The following is an 18855-nucleotide window of genomic DNA, read 5'->3' as shown; positions in this document are numbered from 1 at the left end:
ACTACGGGTTTTACCCGCCAACAATCATTTTAAGATGCTTTTCGAAGACATTAATAAGATATTGAATTTCATTTCTTGATACTTCCCGTTCCGGATATGAGAATACCATGTTCATGGTGTTCCCGATACAGCTGGTGACAAAAAATATTCCCTGCTGGGAGACCGTGGCATTAGCGCCCAGAAGCACTGCCCCGGACCCATGTCTGTTCAAAGCTCCCAGGTTTCCCATGTTGGAAAAAACATATGAAAAGGAAAGCAGCCCCTTCTTCTCGATTATGTGTGCTATGCGTACCGACAGCCTTCTTCCCGCCACCTTGATCAGGGCGTTTATCAGAATAGGCATGATGATATTTTTCTTCTCCGCCTGCGCCAGGTTATATTGGAGTTGTTCCTTCACTGTATTCACCAGAGCCCGATAATCGGAGAAAATAGCGTTATGAGCGCGAACCAGCCCCGAGATGATATAATTTCCGAAAACAGGCGCCGGCTGCTTCATAAAGGGTCGCAGATCGATAAGAAAATGGATATGGGCGGTATCGCCGCCCCGGTCGGAGCTATCCAGCTCCTCCATGGTCAGGGCAAGGGCGGCCATGAGGAGAACGGTAATGGTGCAGTCATATCTCCTCGACGCTCCTTTCAATACATCAAGCCCCAATGACAGGTCCTGTTCATGCATATCAGTGGGACCGAAAACCGGACACCGGTTTTTCAGCGGATAAATGAAGGGCTTTCCCTGCCGATTACGCGACACGTTTTCACGGTTATTCTTCCATGAACGGAACAGTTGACGGGGAACCCGGCAGATCGGCTTTTCCAGGAATGATGAATAGATTCTATTATCCTCCACAGGAAGAGGCATCACGGTTTTGCCGTTGAGAAAGGCCATGAGAGTATCGACCAGGTGGCGCCACCCCATGCCGTCGCAGGTAATGTGGTGCAGGGACAGGAGAAGCGTGGGACTTTCATGGTCGGGGAAAAAGACGGCCCGCAGGGGCAGCTCCCTTTCCAGATCAAAACCCCTGTTCAGAAAATTTCTTCGTCTATGCATAAAGGAATCCGATTCATAAGGAATACCGGTTTCCACCGTGAAAATATCCTGAAAATAATCATCTATTTCCGTATCGGGAAGAATTTCCAGCCTGTATGTACACCGTGCAGGACAGACGAGATGCCTGAGACGGGGATATATCTGCATCATGTGGCGCAAGGCAGATGACATGTCCTCCACCCCGTGCCGGGTTTTGAATCTCAGCGTGATAAGCTGCCCCATGGAGGGCATGAGGTCTTCCAGGACCAGCCAGAGATAATCCACATGATTAAGGGGTATTGTCTCCCTTGTTCTACCGATTCTGTCCGCGGTTCGGAAATTCACTGTGGCTCCCTCGTGGATAAACAATTATATTTAAGGGCTTGACGCATTCTTTACTTTACCATACTCTCATGAAAGATTTTTGTCATCTCTTTTTCAGAATACAAACAATAGAAACGGTACGACGTAACGAGTATGATAGCTTCACCCTTTCCCGAATACGTGGGTTTTTCAATCAGCACCATGGATGATGTTAACGGCCTCGCCATTCATCCCGACGAACTGCGCTCGCTCGGAAAAAAGGCCCGGGAAAAACGGCGCCGTGAATTCATCATGGGACGGGCTGCAAGCCGCAACGCCCTCATGCGTGCGGGATGCACTGACCCGCCCCCGGTCCTCAGGGGGGCCATGGGTGAACCCCTGTGGCCCGAAGGATACGTGGGCGCCATTTCCCATACATCGGTAGTGGCCGTATCGGCCGTATGCCCGGTGATATTGGCCTCAGGCATCGGCCTTGACGTGGAGGACATGGGTGAACCGGTCGAACTTCCCGTCTTCAACCTGGTCTGCTCCGATTCTGAATTGCAATGGATCCACGCTTCCCGCGACGAATGCCAGCTCCGCTTCAGGATGATTTTTTCCGCCAAGGAAGCGGCATACAAAGCCTTCTTCCCCCTGGTGGGAGCCTATATCGATTTCAAGGATGCCGAGCTTCGCCGCGACGATGATACGGGAATTTTTCACGGGACGATACTGAAAAATATCTCTTCCCGGGTTCATAAAGGACAGACATTTACTGCGGAAAGCAGGCTATCAGGCAATGTAGTGTTGAGCCATGTATTACTTCCCCATGCTTTTCGCGATGGCCCGGTACATCTCGATTGATTCTATTTCCATGGCATCGCCGTCTTTGTTGTAGTCCCTGTATGCCGAGGTCCGTGCGATAACAATATTGTATTTCGGATAGATGTAGATGGCCTGCCCATAGATGCCGATGGCCAGAAAATCACTGTCGGGATTCTCCGGGATCCACCACTGGTAGCCGTAGCCCAGGACCCAGCTTGAACTATCACGCTTTCCGGGAACGAGGTGCGGGGCATCGGGCGTCAGCGATGCCTTGACCCAGGCCTCCGGGACTATCTGCCGTCCATTCCAGTTACCTCGTTTCAGATAGAGACGCCCGAATCGTGCGTAGTCCCTCAGCACGGCATTAAGGCCGCCAAAAGCCAGTTCCATACCCTTACCATCAATGAGCCAGAGTGCGTCCGATTCCATGCCCAGCGGTTTCCAGAGCTTCTCCTCGGTATATTGCGACAGCGTTTTACCCGTTGTCTCACGCAAAATCATACCCAGCACCTGTGTATCCATGCTCACATAGTGGTTGTATTCTCCCGATTTTCTTTCTGATTTCAACGACGACACGAATTCATCCATGGACGTATTCAGGGCGAAGGCCCTGCCCATACGGTTGATATCGGAATTAAAATCGGCATAGTCTTCGTTGAAGCGGATGCCCGATGACATCTGCAGTACATGTTTTACAGGAACTCCATCGTACCCGCTGCCCTTGAGATATGGTACGTAATTCGTCACGGGCTGCATTATATCCTTTATAAAGCCTTCATGTATGGCAATTCCAAATAAGGCTGAAACGAAGGACTTCGATACGGACCAGGCTATTGCCCGTGATGTATCGGTATTTCCCCGATAATAATTTTCATAAAGAATGATATCGTCTTTTACAACTATAATGCCCGTGGTGTCGGTACGATTAAGAAATTTTTCGATATTTAAAGTTTTACCTTCAAAGCGGTAGTTCACGGGCAGTTTTTTCATATCGTGCCGAAATGGGAAAACCGCATCGCCATGGTGAATAACCCGTGACTCGAACATATCTCCCATGCTCCGGAAATTCTCCGTTATGGGACCCGGTTCGAAGAGGGTAACGGCGCGGTAGAGAGCCACAAGCTGCCGGTGGTAAACTGCACCCAGAATAATCAATATGGCCAGAATGAGGCCGAAAACCTGTAACAGTATTTTCCCGATCTTCCTGGTCTTAACAGTACTGGCTGATTTCTTCATGGAAATATCCTCCCTTGCAGTAACATAACATCTCATCATTAATGTTATTTGTCAATGGATAAAAGAAGCCATGAAAATACCACAGCCACCCGGGAATGATCATGCCTTCAGGCCGGTCCGCTCCTGGATGTAACGGCATACATTTTTCATGTCGGTGTGCAGGAAGAAATGACCTCCCGAAAATATCCTGCTGGAAAAACGGGAACCCGTGTACAATGACCACTGTTCAATATCGGCGGGGAGCACAAACTGGTCGGCGCTGCCTCCCAGGGCGCTTATGGGACAGGGCAGCGGTTCCGGTTCGCCCGGGCGATAGGTTTCATAGCAGCGGAAATCGCTTTTCAGGATGGGAACCATGATCTCCAGCATTTCCCGGTTATCCATGATCTCCTGGGGCGTCCCGCCCATTTCCTTCAGTTTTTCCACGAAGTCGTCAAAGGGCAGATCATGGGTATTGCCTTCGCGCCTGGGCACGTTTGGGGCTCTGACCCCCGATACGAAAAGATGGCCCGGCATGGGCAGGTTGGTGGACTTCAACCGCTCTGCCATCACGAAGGCAGTGAGTCCGCCCAGAGAATGGCCGAAGAAATAAAAGGGTTTCCCCCCTGACAGGTCGTCAAAATCCCGGAAGGCATCATTCACCAGATCTTCAAGAGAGCCGGCCAGGGTATCGACAAAACGCCTCCCCCGTCCCGGCGGCTCAAAGGCCATGATGCGTACAGCGGGAGAAAAATACCTGGGCAGGTTCAGGAATACCTGGGCGCTCCCCCCGGAATAGGGAAAGCAGAAAAGCGTGGCAGAATAACCGGTGCTTCGGGTAAAATCTATCCATTGGTTTCCCATAGTATCGACCTCAAATCATCAGCTATTGCAGCAGCCTCAGATGAAATTTTCTGTTCAAAATTCTTGAAAGCGCGATTGTGAGCTGCGCCGCAAAGCCATAGGTGGAATTTATTCTTTTCTTTCCGGCGTCTTTAAGAGCCCTGGCCACGACATCGGCGGGACGGGAAGCATTCTGCGGAGGAGCCATGGCTCCCGATGAAGCGGTCTGCCAGAAACCGGTTGCCACGGGGCCGGGCGACACTGATATGACATGTATGCCCCTCCCCTCCAGTTCACGGTACAGGGCATGGGCGAAACTGAGCACAAAGGATTTAGACGCGGCATAAACCGCGAGGTTCGGTCCCGGCAGAAAGGCCGAAATTGACGCCACCTGATATATGAAACTTCCCGCATCCATGAGGGGGATGCAGATATGCGTAAGCTCCACCAGAGCCTTGACATTCAAATCTATCATTGTTAGAAGCCGGTCCAGCGGCGCCTCGGTAAAGGTGCCCAGATGGGCGAATCCGGCATTATTCACCAGGATGCTGATCCGGGGAGCCCGGTCACGCAGCATATCACGAATCCGGTCCATACTGCCCGACGCAGTCAGGTCCAGGGGAACCAGGACCGCGGGCACGGAAATCATAGATGCCGTTTCCTCCAGGCCCTTGAGTTCTTTTTCATGAGCCAGGAGTATCATCTCGTCAAGTTCATACGCGGCTGAAAGCTGTATAGCGAACTCCCTTCCCAGCCCGGAAGAGGCGCCTGTTATAATCGCGATTCTTTTTGTCATATACACCGCCCTGTTTTATTCCGAGTATGCAAATTCTTTTCTGGAAACGGGCGGTTCGAAAAATTCGGCTGTGACGCCATATCTGAAAATGGCATGGATGAATTCTTCATTCAGCTCCGGCCATCTGAATCCCGTTGCCGTGAGAAAATAGCTGGTAATACTGTCATCATACAGTATGTTTGTTTTCGCTGCGACACCGCCGGAAAGATGAGGCACCATGCCCTCGAGAGATGCGGCGTTCTCCTCGTTGGCCCTGCCGATGACACGGGCAAAATCACCCGGTGAGGCCATGGTAATATCGTACCCGAAAGAATTAAGATACTGCCCGATCCGGTTAAGGCTTATATAACGGGGATTATACAGATGCAGACACTGTCCCGCTGTTTCCGGCATGGTCATAAGCTTCACAATAGCCTCCCGGCAGGAATCAACGGGAGTCATTTCCACGGTTTCCGCCGTGAAATCCAGGATTGCACCCAGGTCCAGTATCCCTTTGAGAAAACCGTAAAAGGCATTGGTACCGATGGAACGCTGGAACCTGCCGCTGCCCGTTTCACCTACCAGGATACCGACCCGGTAGATGGTAGCATTGAGGCCGGAATCCATGGCAGCCCTTACCAGTCCCTCGGCATGAAACTTGCTCCGGGCGTACACATTATCCAAACGCTGGTTCCGGTCGTAATCCCCTTCTCTGAAAACGGCCTGAGACATGCCCGGGACGTGATCGCCGGAAACACTCATGGTGGAAATGTGATGGAACCGGCGGCAGTTGACGGCCCTGGCCAGTTCTATCATTCTCCCGGTACCCATGACATTGATATTCTCGAATTGGGCATAATCACCAAAGTGCCTGACATCGGCGGCGCAGTGCATGACCGCATCAAGGCCTTTCCCGAGTTTCGCCATGTCTTTCTTCCCGATGGCCAGTCCGTCAACGGCAATATCACCGGGAACGGCATGGATACGGGCAAAATCAATATTCACATTTTCAAAATAGAAATTCATGGTTGCAAGTATCCGCTCTTCGGCCTGTTCCCTGCTTTTCGCACGGACAAGGCAGTATATGACGGCATCGCTTTCTTTCAGAAGTTCAAAGAGAAGGTGGGCTCCCAGGTATCCCGTGACACCGGTAAGAAAAACAGTGCGCGGCCTTTCCGCGGTTCCTGACAGGGGAATATCAACACTGACGGCTGTCTTTTCCTCGCTTACCAGTGTTTCATTGACCGGCACCTTACCGGCCTGGCTCATATTATCGGCGATACGTTCAGCAAGAAGACGAACCGTCTGGTAATCAAAGAAATCCTGGACCGTAACGGGATATCGGAACTGTAGCCTGGCGATTACCTTCATGATGAGCAGCGAATGCCCTCCCAGGTCGAAGAAATTATCCGTTGCCCCCACTCTTTCCAGTCCCAGCACCTCACCCCAGGCCAGGGACAGGGCCGTTTCAACATCTCCTGCAGGCGCCACATACTCATTTTCCGCCATGAGCCTTTTATCATCGGGCTCGGGCAGGGCTTTCCGGTCCACCTTGCCGTTAGGCGTCAGAGGCAGGGAATCCATGCGCATGAAGCGGCTGGGAATCATATAGGCCGGAAGATCCTTTTTAAGAAATTCACGGAACTCGGCAGGAAGTATCTCATTTTGTGAAACATAATAAGCGGCCAGGTACTTGTTTCCCAGCCGGTCGTCGCGGTCGATGACGGCCACATCGTCAATGGCTTCAAAGTTACGAATCCTGATTTCTATTTCACCCAGCTCGATCCTGTTCCCGCGGATCTTGACCTGATGGTCCACGCGGCCGTGGCAGATGAGGTTTCCGTCGGGAAGCCATAGGGCCAGATCGCCGGTGCGGTACATTTTCTTGCCGGCGGCAAAGGGGTTGGGACAAAATTTCTCCGCGGTCAGCTCGGGCCTGTTATGATAGCCGCGGGCCAGGCCGTCACCGCCTATGCAGAGTTCGCCCATGACGCCGCGGGGCTGGATATTGTCAAAGCGGTCGACGATGTATATCTGCGTATTGGCGATGGGTTTTCCAATGGTGATCCGCGCCTCATCGGTCAGATCCTTCAGTGTCGACCATACCGTGGTCTCCGTGGGACCGTAGACGTTTATGATACGTCCCTTCATTGACTTCCGCAGAATGGCCAGCAGGTCTTCCGGAAAGGGTTCCCCTCCCACGAGTATCTCCGACAGACAGGAGAGGCTCTCTATAAATCCGGCGCTCTCCATGAGCAGGCGAAGCCTCGATGGCGTACTCTGCAGCATGTTCACACCATTGCGGACAATGAGGTCCTTCAGGTGTTCCGGGTCATTCTGCTCGACCTCGCCGGCCATGACGATCTTCATTCCCCGTGCCAGGGCCAGATGGGTCTCCAGAACGAATATGTCAAAGGAAATGGTGGTGAGACAGACAATGGTTTTGGCCGGTGAGAAGTCGATATCCTCGCACATCCCCGTGATAAAATTGACCACGTTCCCATGCTCCAGCATGACGCCCTTGGGTTTCCCCGTGGATCCCGAGGTGTAGATCACATAGATGAGATTCTCCGGCCCGTTTATCGGGGTAAGATCAGAGCCGTCGCCCGTATAGAGGTCTTTATCAAATATATCGATGACCGTTCCCTGGAAATTCATCTCGCGTATTTTTTCTCCCAGGCTTTCCCGGGAAAGGAGTATGCGTGCCCCGGCATCTTCCAGCATATAGATAATGCGGTCCTGGGGATAGACGGGATCAAGGGGTAGATAGGCCGCGCCGGCCTTGTTTATCGCCAGTATGCCGATGATCATCTCAATCGAGCGATCCACCATGATTCCCACAATGTCATCGGCCCGAACACCCTTTTCCCGGAGGTTCCGTGCCAGCTGATTGGCCCTGACATTGAGTTCGCCGTAGGTTATGGACATATCGCCGTACACCACGGCCACGGACCCGGGATTTTTCTGCGCCTGCTCCTCGAAAAGCTGGTAGGTACGGATATCTTTCCGGTATTCCCTGTCAGTTGCATTGAAATCGGCAAGCAACGCCTGTTTTTCCGTATCGTCCAGCATGGGGCAATGGCCGATCTTTACCGTCGTATCGGCAGTGACTGCACTGAGCAGCATATTAAAGTAACCGGCAAAACGCTCCACCGTGGCTTTATCAAAAAGATCGGTGTTGTATTCAAAATAGGCCTCGAGCCGGTCGCTGAATTCCGACACATAGAGGCTGAGATCAAACTTGGCAGTCCGGTGCTCTCCGCTCACCTCTTCGAAATTAAATCCCTTCATGCCGCCGGCCGAAAGTTCATCGGCCTCGTTCTGCAGCACGAAGAAAACATTGAAGATGGGGCTTCGGCTCGTATCGCGCACGGGGTTAATAAGATCGATAAGCCGGTCAAAGGGATAATCCTGTCCGGCGTATCCCTCGAGGCAGACTTCCCGAACGCGTCCCAGGAGCGTTTCAAAAGACGGGTTGCCGGCCATGTCGGTCCTGAATGCCAGGGTATTGACGAAAAAGCCGATCACATTTTCCACATCGGGATGGTTCCGGCCCGCGATGGGGGAACCCACTATGATATCATCGAGATTCGTTAGCCGTGAAAGCATCATGTTGAAAACGGCAAGGAGATACATATAGAGCGTGATGTTTTTCTCCCGGACCCTTTCATAAATCCGGCCGGTGAGAGCAGCATCGAGGGTAAACTTGAAACCGGCACCATTTTGCGTCTGCACCGCCGGCCTGGGACGATCAAAGGGAAGATCCAGCACCGGCAGTGTTCCGCCCAGCTTCGCTTTCCAGTACTCCTCCTGTTTTTTCATACCGCCGCTGCGGATAAGCTCGTTCTGCCATACGGCATAATCACGGTATTGTATGGCCGATTCCGGCATGGTGAAAGATTCGTCACGCGATAGTCCGGCATAGGCTTCCACAAGGGACCTGACCAGAACCTTCAGGGACCAGCCGTCAGATATTATATGATGCATGACGAAGACGAATAAATATCTTCCATCTTCTATTCTGAAAAGCCTGACCCGGAAAAGGGGTGCCTGTGAGAGATCAAAGGGAGCAGAAACCTCGAGAACAACACTTTGCAGTATATCCTTGGAGGAAATAGTCTGTACATCGAGAGAAACGTTCACCTCGTCAACTATGTACTGAACGGGTTCGCCGTTGCGTGAGGTGATGCCCGTTCGCAGCGATTCCTGCCCGTCGACGACCATCTGGATGGCCCGCTCCAGCAGGGTCACATCGAGATTCATTTCCATAATCATGGCCATGGGTATATGATACGTGGCTTCGCCGGGACTCATCCTGTCAAGAAACCAGAGGCGCATCTGCGCATGGGAGAGCTCATAGAACTCTTTCCTTTCCTGTTTACCGATAAGCATATACCCAGATCCACCCTTTCGCAGTTCCTCAATCCTTTCGGCCATGGTCTCGATGGTGGGCGCCTCGAAAAGCATTCGCACTTCGAGATCGAGTGAGAAGCGTTTTTTGCCCAGGGCGACTACTTCGGTAACCTTCAGGGAATGACCTCCCAGGTCGAAGAAGTTATCTTTTACGCCGATCTGTTCCATTCCCAGCACCTGCTGCCAGATATCAGCCAGTGTTTTTTCCGTTTCGCTGCGGGGTGCCACGTATTCCGACTGCAGTACAGGGCGGAGTTCGTCGGGATCGGGGAGTGCTTTACGGTCAACTTTACCGTTAGGTGTCAGGGGAAGTGTATTCACCCGGATAAACCGGGACGGAATCATGTAGTCCGGCAGAGTCTTTTTAAGGAACTCGCGGAGGCTGCCAATGACCAGGTCCTCATCGGCGACATAGTAAGCAACCAGGTATTTGTTTCCGTCGCGGTCGTCGCGGTCGATGACACAGATGTCGCTGATTTCATCGACTTCGGACAGGCGCGTCTCTATTTCACCCAGCTCGATGCGGTTGCCCCGTATCTTCACCTGGTAGTCGACCCTGCCGTGGAAATCGATGTTGCCATCGGAAAGCCAGCTGCCCAGGTCTCCCGTTTTGTAGATAAAGGGGTATTCATCGCCCGTTATGGGATTCGGAATAAAGCGTTCCTTTGTTTTTTCCGGAGCGTTCCAGTATCCACGGGCCAGGTCTGCACCGCAGAGGTATATCTCGCCCTTGACTCCCACCGGTACCGGTTTCATATAACGGTCAAGAATATAGGCCCTGGTATTGTCGATGGGCCGCCCGATAAGAGGCTGCCTGCCATAATTCCGGGGAACCATGAATCCCGTTGAATAGGTGGTATCCTCCGTGGGACCGTAAAGATTCCGCACCTTGTCAACGTCAATATGTTCATAGGCGGCCTGGACGAGATCAAGCTTCAGCGGCTCACCAGCCAGGTTTATAGCCATGACCCGGTGCCGTTTCGAACTCACGCTGATGAAATGCTTCAGCGCCGAGGGCACCGTGTTTATCATGGTTGCCGTGTTTTTCTCCAGGTACTCGTTCATCTCCAGGGACGAGCGCAGTATGATCACCTTCGATCCGGTAATGAGGGGCAGCAGGTACTCAAAAACCGAGAGATCGAAACACATTGATGTGGCCGCTATCATCTCGGCGTATTCCTCCGGTGAAAATTCCCGCAGGCACCAGTGAAGGAAGGCCGTGACATTACGGTGCTCGATCATGACTCCCTTGGGAAGCCCCGTTGACCCCGAGGTGTAGATGAGATGGGATAGGTTATCCGAACCGGCCCGTGATACGGGATTTTGACTGTTCTCGCCGCCCATGTCTTCGCGGTCAAGGGCTATGATATGTTCCGGTTTCTTTTTCAGACGCGGGATATGCCTGCTCTGGGTTACCAGGACCGGGCTCTGCGAATCCTCCAGCATGTACTCGATACGCGACTGGGGATAGTCCGGGTCCATGGGAACATAGCCCCCGCCGGCCTTGTGAATGCCGAGGATGCCGATGAGAATATCAAAGGACCGGTCCACGAGAAGACCAACCTTGGATTCGGCTGTAACTCCTGCCTTCATGAGGCGGTGTGCAAGCCTGTTGGCCTTTTCGTTCAATTCCCGGTAGGTCAGAAATGCGCCGTTGAACTCCGCTGCCGTCCTGTCGGGAGTTTTCGCCGCCTGCTCCTCAAAAAGCCGATAGGGACATGTCGCGGCAGGAAATGGGGCCGCAGTTTCATTGAAACCATACAGGATCGAATGGAGTTCGTCCGCACCCATGACACTGTATTCCGACAGGGGTCGTCCGGGATCGGCCGTCACGGCATCAACGAGATTCAGAACATAAGCGGCAAAGCGGCTCATGGTTTCTCGATTAAAAAGATCGGTATTGTATTCAAAAATGGCCTGCAGTTCATCGCCGGGATCGGAGATGTTAAGGGTGATATCAAACTTCGACGTTGAAATCCCCTCCACCAGCCCGTCAAAGCTTATGAGTCCCGAAGAAGCGGCCTTGCCGATATCACCACCGCTCTGGTGGTAGACGAAAAATATGTCGAAGATGGGATTTCTGCTGATGTCCCGCACGGGATTTACAGCATCGATAAGCCGGTCAAAGGGATAATCCTGATTCGCGTATCCCCCCAGGCAGCTCTCCTTTACCCGTTCCAGGTATGCCGTGAAAGACGGGTTTCCCTCTCCGGCCACGCGCAGTGCCAGTGTATTCACAAAGAAACCGATGATATTCTGCACATCGGGATTATTGCGCCCCGCGATGGGCGTACCCACGATGATATCCTCCTGTCCCGAGAGCTTCATGATGAGCATATCGAAAACAGCCAGCATGATCATGAACATGGTCATGTTCTCTTGCCTGGCCAGGACTCTCAGCTTCTCAGTGGCCTGCACCGGGATGGTGAACCGGTACGCGGCGCCATTCAGTGTCTGCATGGCCGGCCTGGGCCGGTCAAAGGGGAGATCAATAACGGGGAGAGTCCCCCCCAGTTTCTGTTTCCAATAATCTTCCTGTTTCCGCAGGAATTCCGTTTCCAGGAGGGTGTTCTGCCATGCGGCATAGTCCCTGTACTGGACAGGCAATGCCGGGATTTGCGGTGATGAGCCTGCTGCGAGTGACGTATAAGCGCCCATGAGCTGGCGCATGAGCAGTTCCACGGACCAGCCGTCGGAGATGATATGATGCATGGTCATGACCATGAGGAATGCGCCGTCATTTTTCTTTACCAGCATGACGCGGAAAAGCGGTGCTTCGGCCAGGTTGAAAGGCCGCAGCATTTCCCGGAATGCCGTTTCCATCACATTGTCCGTATTTTCAATCACGGTGATTTCCGCTTTCAAATAATCGGCGATCACCTGGACGGGCCTTCCATCAAAATCCCTGAAACAGGTCCTGAGTGATTCCTGGGAATCAACGACAGCCTGGAGTGCACCGCGGAGCTTTTCTATGTTGATCGTACTTTCCAGGTTGAAAAGCATGGGGATATTATAGGTAGCGGTACCGGGCATCATCTGGTCCAGGAACCACATTCTCTTCTGCGCATGGGAGAGCTCGTAGAAATCGCTCTTTGCCACGGGGAGTATGGAAGGGATGCCCTCTTCAGCCGCTCCACCAAGAAGCGCGGCAAGACCCTCCACGGTAGGTTCAGTAAAAAATCCGCTTATGGTCACGTCCCTGTCGAACATTTTTTTAACTCTCGCGACAACCTGCGTCACCTTGAGGGAATGGCCGCCGAGATCAAAAAAGTTATCGTGAATACCAATCTTCTCCACACCCAGGAGTTCCTGCCAGAGCTGCACAAGGGCACGCTCCATCTCATCACGAGGCGCAACGTAGTGCGCTGCCGATACAACGGCTTCAGGTTCAGGCAGCGCTTTGCGGTCCACCTTGCCGTTGGGATTCAAGGGCATTGAATCAAGGCGCATGAAACGAGACGGCACCATGTATTCCGGGAGCCGATCCTTCAGAAAGGACTTGATCTCCTGGACCGGTATCTCCGCTCCGGCCACATAATACGCGGCCAGGTACAAGTCGCCGGTTTTATCCCTGCGATCGATGACCGTGCATTCCGTAATCCCCTGCATTGTTGATAGCAGTGTTGCAATCTCTCCGGGCTCGATGCGATAGCCCCGGATCTTGACCTGGTGATCAACGCGGCCGATATATTCGATAATACCGTCACGCATCCACCGGGCCTGATCCCCTGTTTTGTACAGACGGTTGCCGGGCCTGAAGGGATTGGGAACAAAACTCCCGGCGGTGATATCATCCTTATTGTGATATCCCCGGGCTACGCCGGGGCTGCTGATGTAAATCTCGCCGGGCACTCCCACGGGAACGGGATTCATGTACCGGTCCAGGATATAGATGACCGTGTTGGCGATGGGCGTACCAATTGGCACACTGGCGCAATCCTCTTCCAGCGATTTAAAGGCATGGACGATACAGCCCACAACGGTCTCGGCTGGACCGTATTCATTGTAGATAGTCAGTTCAGGATAGCGCTCAAGCATGGAACGGGATACCCGCGGTGAAAGGGCCTCGCCGCCGAGAATAAACCTGTTGAGCCGTCGCGGTTTGACAACATCACCGGCCGTGAGTGCATCGGCAATCTCCAGGTGCGCCGGCGTGAGCTTTGCAATATCCGTATCGCTGGTTATCACGGCCCTTACCAGCGACGTGGCATCCAGGCCGGGAGGCATAATGTGTATGGCATGACCTGTGGTAAGTGGTACGAATATACTGGTGACCGTGAGGTCGAAGGTCATGGAGGTGTAGAGCGGAAAGCTGCCGCCATCCCAGGCTCCGTAGTAGTCGGCAGCCCAGGTTATGTAATTAACCAGCCCCCGGTGCTCGATCTCTATCCCCTTGGGTTCTCCTGTTGATCCCGATGTATAGATGACATACACCAAGTCATCGCCGGTGACTGTCGTTTCCGGTTTTGTATCGGGGTATTTATCCAGGGTACCATGGTCTTTATCCAGAACAATGATCTCTCCGTTAAAAACGGGAAGGCGGTCCATGACGTCGGTAAGCGTGAGTATAAGGGAAGCCCCGCAGTCGTTCAGTATGTAGGATATCCGCGCCGCGGGATATTCCGATTCTATGGGAATATAGGTACCGCCTGCCTGTATAACGGCCAGTACACCCAGGACCATTTCCATGGACCTGTCCATGAATATACCCACGGGCACCCCGGGCCCCACACCCCGGTTCTGCAGGTAGTGGGCCAGGCGGTTGACACGGCTCCCCATTTCGCCGTACGTGAGCGTTTCGCCGCCACAGACGAGAGCTGTCCTGTCGGGATATTTTTCAATCATGTCTCCCATGAGTTCCTGTATGCAGCGCTCAGCCGGATATTCCTTCTCCGTACGGTTAAAGGTTTCAAAAAGTCTTTCCCTGTCGGAATCGCTCAGGAGCCCGTAGGCCGAGACATTTTTCTCCGGCGATAAACAAACCTGCTTTATCAGGTTGGTAAAATATCCTGCATAGGCCTCGACGGTTTCACGGTCAAAGAGGTCCGTGTTGTATTCAAAGGCCAATTCAAGGGCGTCCCTTTTCTCAAAGGCAAAAAGGGTAAGATCGAACTTGGCTATTCCCCGGTCTCCCGTGACATCACTGAATGTGATGCCCCCCATGGTGGCCTGCCGCAGGGAATCGGCGTCATTCTGCAGGACAAACATGGTGTTGAATATGGGCGTCCGGCTCGTGTCCCTCGCGGGATTCACCACATCGATGAGACGGTCAAAGGGATAGTCCTGGTGCGCGAAGGCATCGATAGATTTTGTCTTGACCTGGTTCATAAAATCACTGAAGGAGGGATTTTCCGCCAGGTCCAGGCGCAATGCAATGGTGTTCACGAAGAACCCGATGAGGTCCTGGAGGTCGGGATGGTTCCTGCCGGAAATGGGCGAACCGATGATAATATCATCGTGCTGCGTGAGCTTGCTGAGAAAAAGAGCGAAGAGGCCCAGGATGGTCATGTACAGCGTAGCGCCCTTCTCGCCCGTCAGTTTTTTCAATAACTCCGATACATCGGCATCGAGACTGAAACGGCAGACGTCGCCGTGATCGGTCTGGACAGGCGGCCGCGAACGGTCAGCCGGGATATCCAGCACAGGCAGCGGATGGGACAGTTCCTTCTTCCAGTACTCCTCGTGCTTCTTCAGCATGCCGCGGTCCAGCATGCGCTGCTGCCATACGGCAAAGTCCCGGTACTGGACCCTGAGGGCCGGCAGCTGCGGCGAACCCGATGCCGTTATCTGCGAGTAGAGCAGCGCTGCCTCCTTCATGAGTACGCCCGATGACCAAGCGTCGGAAATAATATGATGCATGGTGAGCAGGAGCATGTGCTTTTCCACGGCCTGTTTCACTATCTTTACTCTGAAAAGGGGTCCCCTTTCCAGGTCAAAAACAAAGTTTTCTTCTTCCTTTATGATAGCCGCCACACGGTTATCTGCGTCTTTCATTCCGGAGACATCCTCCACGGGAACAGTCAGCTGCATCTCCCGGGAAATGAACTGGCGCGGTTCATCATTCACCTCTTTGAACACGGTGCGAAGTATCTCATGGCGTTCCATAATGATCCGGAGCGCCCCGATGACGGCGTCGATATCGACTTTTCCTTCCAGCATTATATCGCCGTGTATGTTATACGATGAAGATCCCGGCATGAGTTTATAAAGAAACCAGAGACGCTTCTGGGAATTGGACATTTCATAATATTTCTGAACCGGCAGGGCATCTATGGGCTCATAGGCTTCTCCGCCCCGGGACTCCAGTACACGACACAGACCTTCAATGGTGGGATTCTCAAATATGGCCTTCAGGGCCACATCCCTGTTCATTTCCTTCTTTATGGCCGCTACGACCTGGGTCGCCCTGAGGGAATGGCCGCCCAGTTCAAAAAAATTATCGAAAACACCTATACGGTCAACTCCCAGGACTTGTTTCCACAGCTCAACGATCTTTTCTTCCATCTCGTTTCTTGGCGCCACATACTCGACGGCCATCTCGGGCCTGAGATCATCAGGTTCAGGCAGAGATCTGCGGTCTATTTTACCGCTGGTGTTGAGGGGAAGCTCTTTCATCCAGATGAACTTCAGGGGTATCATGTATTCGGGAAGGGTCAGTCCCAGAAAGGACCGCAGTTCGGCGATGGGAATTTCGTTCTCCGAGGCATAATAGGCGATGATGAACTTCTCCCCGCGGGGGTCGTCCCTGTCCACTACTACGCAGTCGTTCACGGATTCATGGCCTCCCAGGGCGACCTCTATCTCACCGAGCTCAATCCTGAAACCGCGGATTTTTACCTGGTAGTCCATCCTCCCGATGAATTCAACCGTTCCCTCGGGAAGCCATCGCCCCAGGTCCCCGGACTTGTACAGGAGCTCTCCTGGAATAAAAGGACTGGCGACAAAGGCTTTTTCTGTGAGTCCGGGATTGTTCAGGTATCCCTTTGCCAGGCCATGGCCGCCGATATAAATCTCTCCCTGCACGCCGATAGGAACGGGCCGGCGCGAGCGGTCCAGGATGTATATCTGCGTATTGGCCAGGGGCGTACCGATGGGAACATGACTCCTGTTTTGCAGTTCAGCGGCCCGCACCGTGTAATGCGTGGAATCAACACTGGCTTCCGTGACACCGTACACGTTGGTCCACTTAACGGAAGTGCCGTAACTGCTTTCACCGAATCTTCTCACCAGTACCGCCGGCAGGGGCTCGCCTCCCACAATGATATGCTTCAGATTAAGGCCTTCGCGGTCACCCAGACCGTTTTCAATAAGAAGCCCCCAGAGCGAGGGCGTACCGTCGATGATATCTATTTTATTTTCGACAATATACGGAATCAGTTCCCCCAGGTCACGCTTCATGGCGGCAGGTACGGGCAGCAGGGTGTGCCCCTGCAGCAGGACTGCAAATATCTGCTGCACAGAGGCATCGAAACTGAAGGACGCCAGCTGCGCCACCTTCAGCCTTCCTTCGTAATGTGAGTATATCTCCTTTTTCAGACCCTGGACCAGGTTCACCACGCCGCGGTGCGGAATGAGGCTTCCCTTGGGATTTCCCGTTGAGCCCGATGTGTATATGGCATAGGCCGTATCACCGGCATTGTTGATCCGATCAGGATCATGCGAGGGCTGAGAAAGAAATCCGTCGTTATTTAAATCAAGGCATATCTTCTTTACGGCGTGTTTCACATTGCCGGCGAGTTTTTCCGTTGTGAGCAGAACGGGCATGGCGCTGTCGCCGAGAATGTACTGTATGCGGCTTTCGGGAAATTCATAGTCGATGGGAAGATAGCCGCCGCCGGCCTTGAGTATACCCATGATGGAAACCACGGTTTCCACGGGCGAATCGAACATCATGCCCACCAGGGTGCCGGGAACAACCCCCTGTTCGCGGAGCATCCAGGCAAGCCGGTTGGCGTGTGCGTTCAGTTCCTCATAGGTGAGAGATTGATCCCTGAACCGGACAGCCGCCTCAAGGCCCGATAGCAGGACCTGTTCCTCAAAAAGTCCTACCAGGGTTTTGCTTTCATCATAGGACAGGGATGTATTGTTAAAATCGTTCAGGATCAGTCGTTTTTCTTCAAGGGAAAGAATATCGATATCGTTGGCAGATGCCGATGCATCGTCGAGGAATGCCCTGAGACAGGTCACCAGGTGATTCATGAGCCGCTCAATGGTGACGTCAAGGAAACGTCCCTGCATATAGGCCAGGGTCATTTTCAGTTTCTCACCGGGCAGAACGCAGAGGGTGAGATCAAAATTGGTCATTTCAATGGCTTTAATATCCGTTACACCGATGCCGTCCTCGTTGACAAAAGAAAAGGAATCGAGGGGATAATTCTCAAAAATAAAAAGACTGTCGAAGAGATTGCTGCTACGGGGTACACGGCTGCATGCCTTCACATCGGGAAGGAAGGAATGACTGAATTCCTGTATACCCAGTGTCTTCTCCTGCAGCATGGCGAGCATGTCGCCCACACTCCGGTTCAGCTTGACCCGGACCGGAAGAGCATTGATGAAGAGACCTATCATCTGTTCCGCCCCTTTAAGATCAGCGGGCCTTCCGGAAACAATGGAACCGAACACCACGTCATCACTCCCACTGTACCTGCCGAGAACCAGAGCCCAGGCACCCTGTATGAGAGTGCTCATGGTAACACGATTTTTCCGTGCGAAATCATTGAGTTCAGCGGTCATTTCCTGCGGAAGGGTAAAGGCATATTCCCTGATATCGAATTCCTTTCCAGCATCACGGTTGTCCCAGGGCAGGACCGTGGGCGCCTCGAAACCCTGGAGATATTCCGTCCAGAATGTCGTGGACTTCTTTTTATCCTGCTTCATAAGCCAGGCAATATACCCCTTGTATGACGGGCGGTTGAAATGAGGAAGTGCTGTCCCCTTTTCCAGGGCCATGTAAGCCGCCATGAGATCGGAGATGATAAGGGACAGACACCACCCGTCAAGGAGGATGTGATGATAACTCCAGACAAAATAAAACCTGTCCGCCGTGAGCTGGAATACATTGAAACGCATAAGGGAGCCGCGGGCGAGATCAAAAGATCCGCTCCTGTCACGGATTATAAACTCATCTATCCGCTTCTTCTGCTCCTCCTCACTCATGGCCCCCAGGTCGTGAACAAAAAAATCCACGGGCCTTTTTTTTAAAACGATCTGCAGCGGCTGGGCCACATTTTTCCAGTTAAAAACGGTTCTGAATATATCATGCTGATCAACAAGGTGGTTCCAGGCCTTCCGGAAATTTTCCAGGTTCCAGGTGCCTGTTATGGTGCAGCAGAATTGCTCAAAATATGCCGATGCTTCGGGATCATACAGCGTATGAAAAAGCATCCCCTGCTGCATAGGCGAGAGGGGATATATATCGGCAATGTTCTGCTTGGTGAGATAATCCATAGAAAAC

Annotated in this window: 6 protein-coding genes; 1 reads left to right on the top strand and 5 read right to left on the bottom strand. The window is 52.8% G+C overall.

Features of this window, described 5'->3' with window-relative positions:
* Positions 1-10: 10 nt before the first annotated feature.
* Entirely contained in the window at positions 11-1372 is a 1362-nt protein-coding gene (locus CVV44_21110; GenBank protein PKL35315.1) for a hypothetical protein, read from the bottom strand.
* Positions 1373-1504: 132 nt separating this feature from the next.
* Here CVV44_21110 and CVV44_21105 point away from each other — a divergent pair, with 132 nt between their 5' ends.
* Entirely contained in the window at positions 1505-2194 is a 690-nt protein-coding gene (locus tag CVV44_21105; protein PKL35314.1) for a 4-phosphopantetheinyl transferase, read from the top strand.
* On the opposite strand, the gene CVV44_21100 is transcribed toward CVV44_21105, so the two are convergent.
* Genes CVV44_21100 through CVV44_21085 form a run of 4 tightly spaced genes read right to left on the bottom strand, consistent with a single transcriptional unit; the run spans position 2150 to position 18848 of the window.
* Complete coding sequence (locus CVV44_21100; protein ID PKL35313.1) at positions 2150-3430, bottom strand: serine hydrolase; 1281 nt, start codon at positions 3428-3430, stop codon at positions 2150-2152. The two genes, CVV44_21105 and CVV44_21100, sit on opposite strands and share 45 nt — an antisense overlap.
* Before the next feature lie 60 nt (positions 3431-3490).
* Complete coding sequence (locus CVV44_21095) at positions 3491-4234, bottom strand: putative thioesterase (GenBank protein ID PKL35312.1); 744 nt, start codon at positions 4232-4234, stop codon at positions 3491-3493.
* Positions 4235-4256: 22 nt separating this feature from the next.
* Positions 4257-5009, bottom strand: coding sequence for a short-chain dehydrogenase (locus CVV44_21090; GenBank protein PKL35311.1), 753 nt, complete (start codon positions 5007-5009; stop codon positions 4257-4259).
* A 15-nt stretch (positions 5010-5024) separates the two neighbouring features.
* Positions 5025-18848, bottom strand: a complete 13824-nt coding sequence (locus CVV44_21085; GenBank protein PKL35310.1) for a non-ribosomal peptide synthetase — start codon at positions 18846-18848, stop codon at positions 5025-5027.
* Between the last annotated feature and the right edge of the window lie 7 nt (positions 18849-18855).

Source organism: Spirochaetae bacterium HGW-Spirochaetae-1, from assembly GCA_002839375.1.
Taxonomy (GTDB): Bacteria; Spirochaetota; UBA4802; order UBA4802; family UBA5550; genus PGXY01.
The sequence above is the reverse complement of the archived record's forward strand: the minus strand, read 5'-3'. Positions and strand labels throughout refer to the sequence as shown.

Excerpts from the sequence above, each read along its gene's own strand:
- CVV44_21100 (PKL35313.1), bottom strand. The coding sequence starts at position 3,430 with ATGATGAGATGTTATGTTACTGCAAGGGAGGATATTTCCATGAAGAAA.
- CVV44_21095 (PKL35312.1), bottom strand. The coding sequence starts at position 4,234 with ATGGGAAACCAATGGATAGATTTTACCCGAAGCACCGGTTATTCTGCC.
- CVV44_21085 (PKL35310.1), bottom strand. The coding sequence starts at position 18,848 with ATGGATTATCTCACCAAGCAGAACATTGCCGATATATATCCCCTCTCG.
- CVV44_21105 (PKL35314.1), top strand. The coding sequence starts at position 1,505 with ATGATAGCTTCACCCTTTCCCGAATACGTGGGTTTTTCAATCAGCACC.
- CVV44_21090 (PKL35311.1), bottom strand. The coding sequence starts at position 5,009 with ATGACAAAAAGAATCGCGATTATAACAGGCGCCTCTTCCGGGCTGGGA.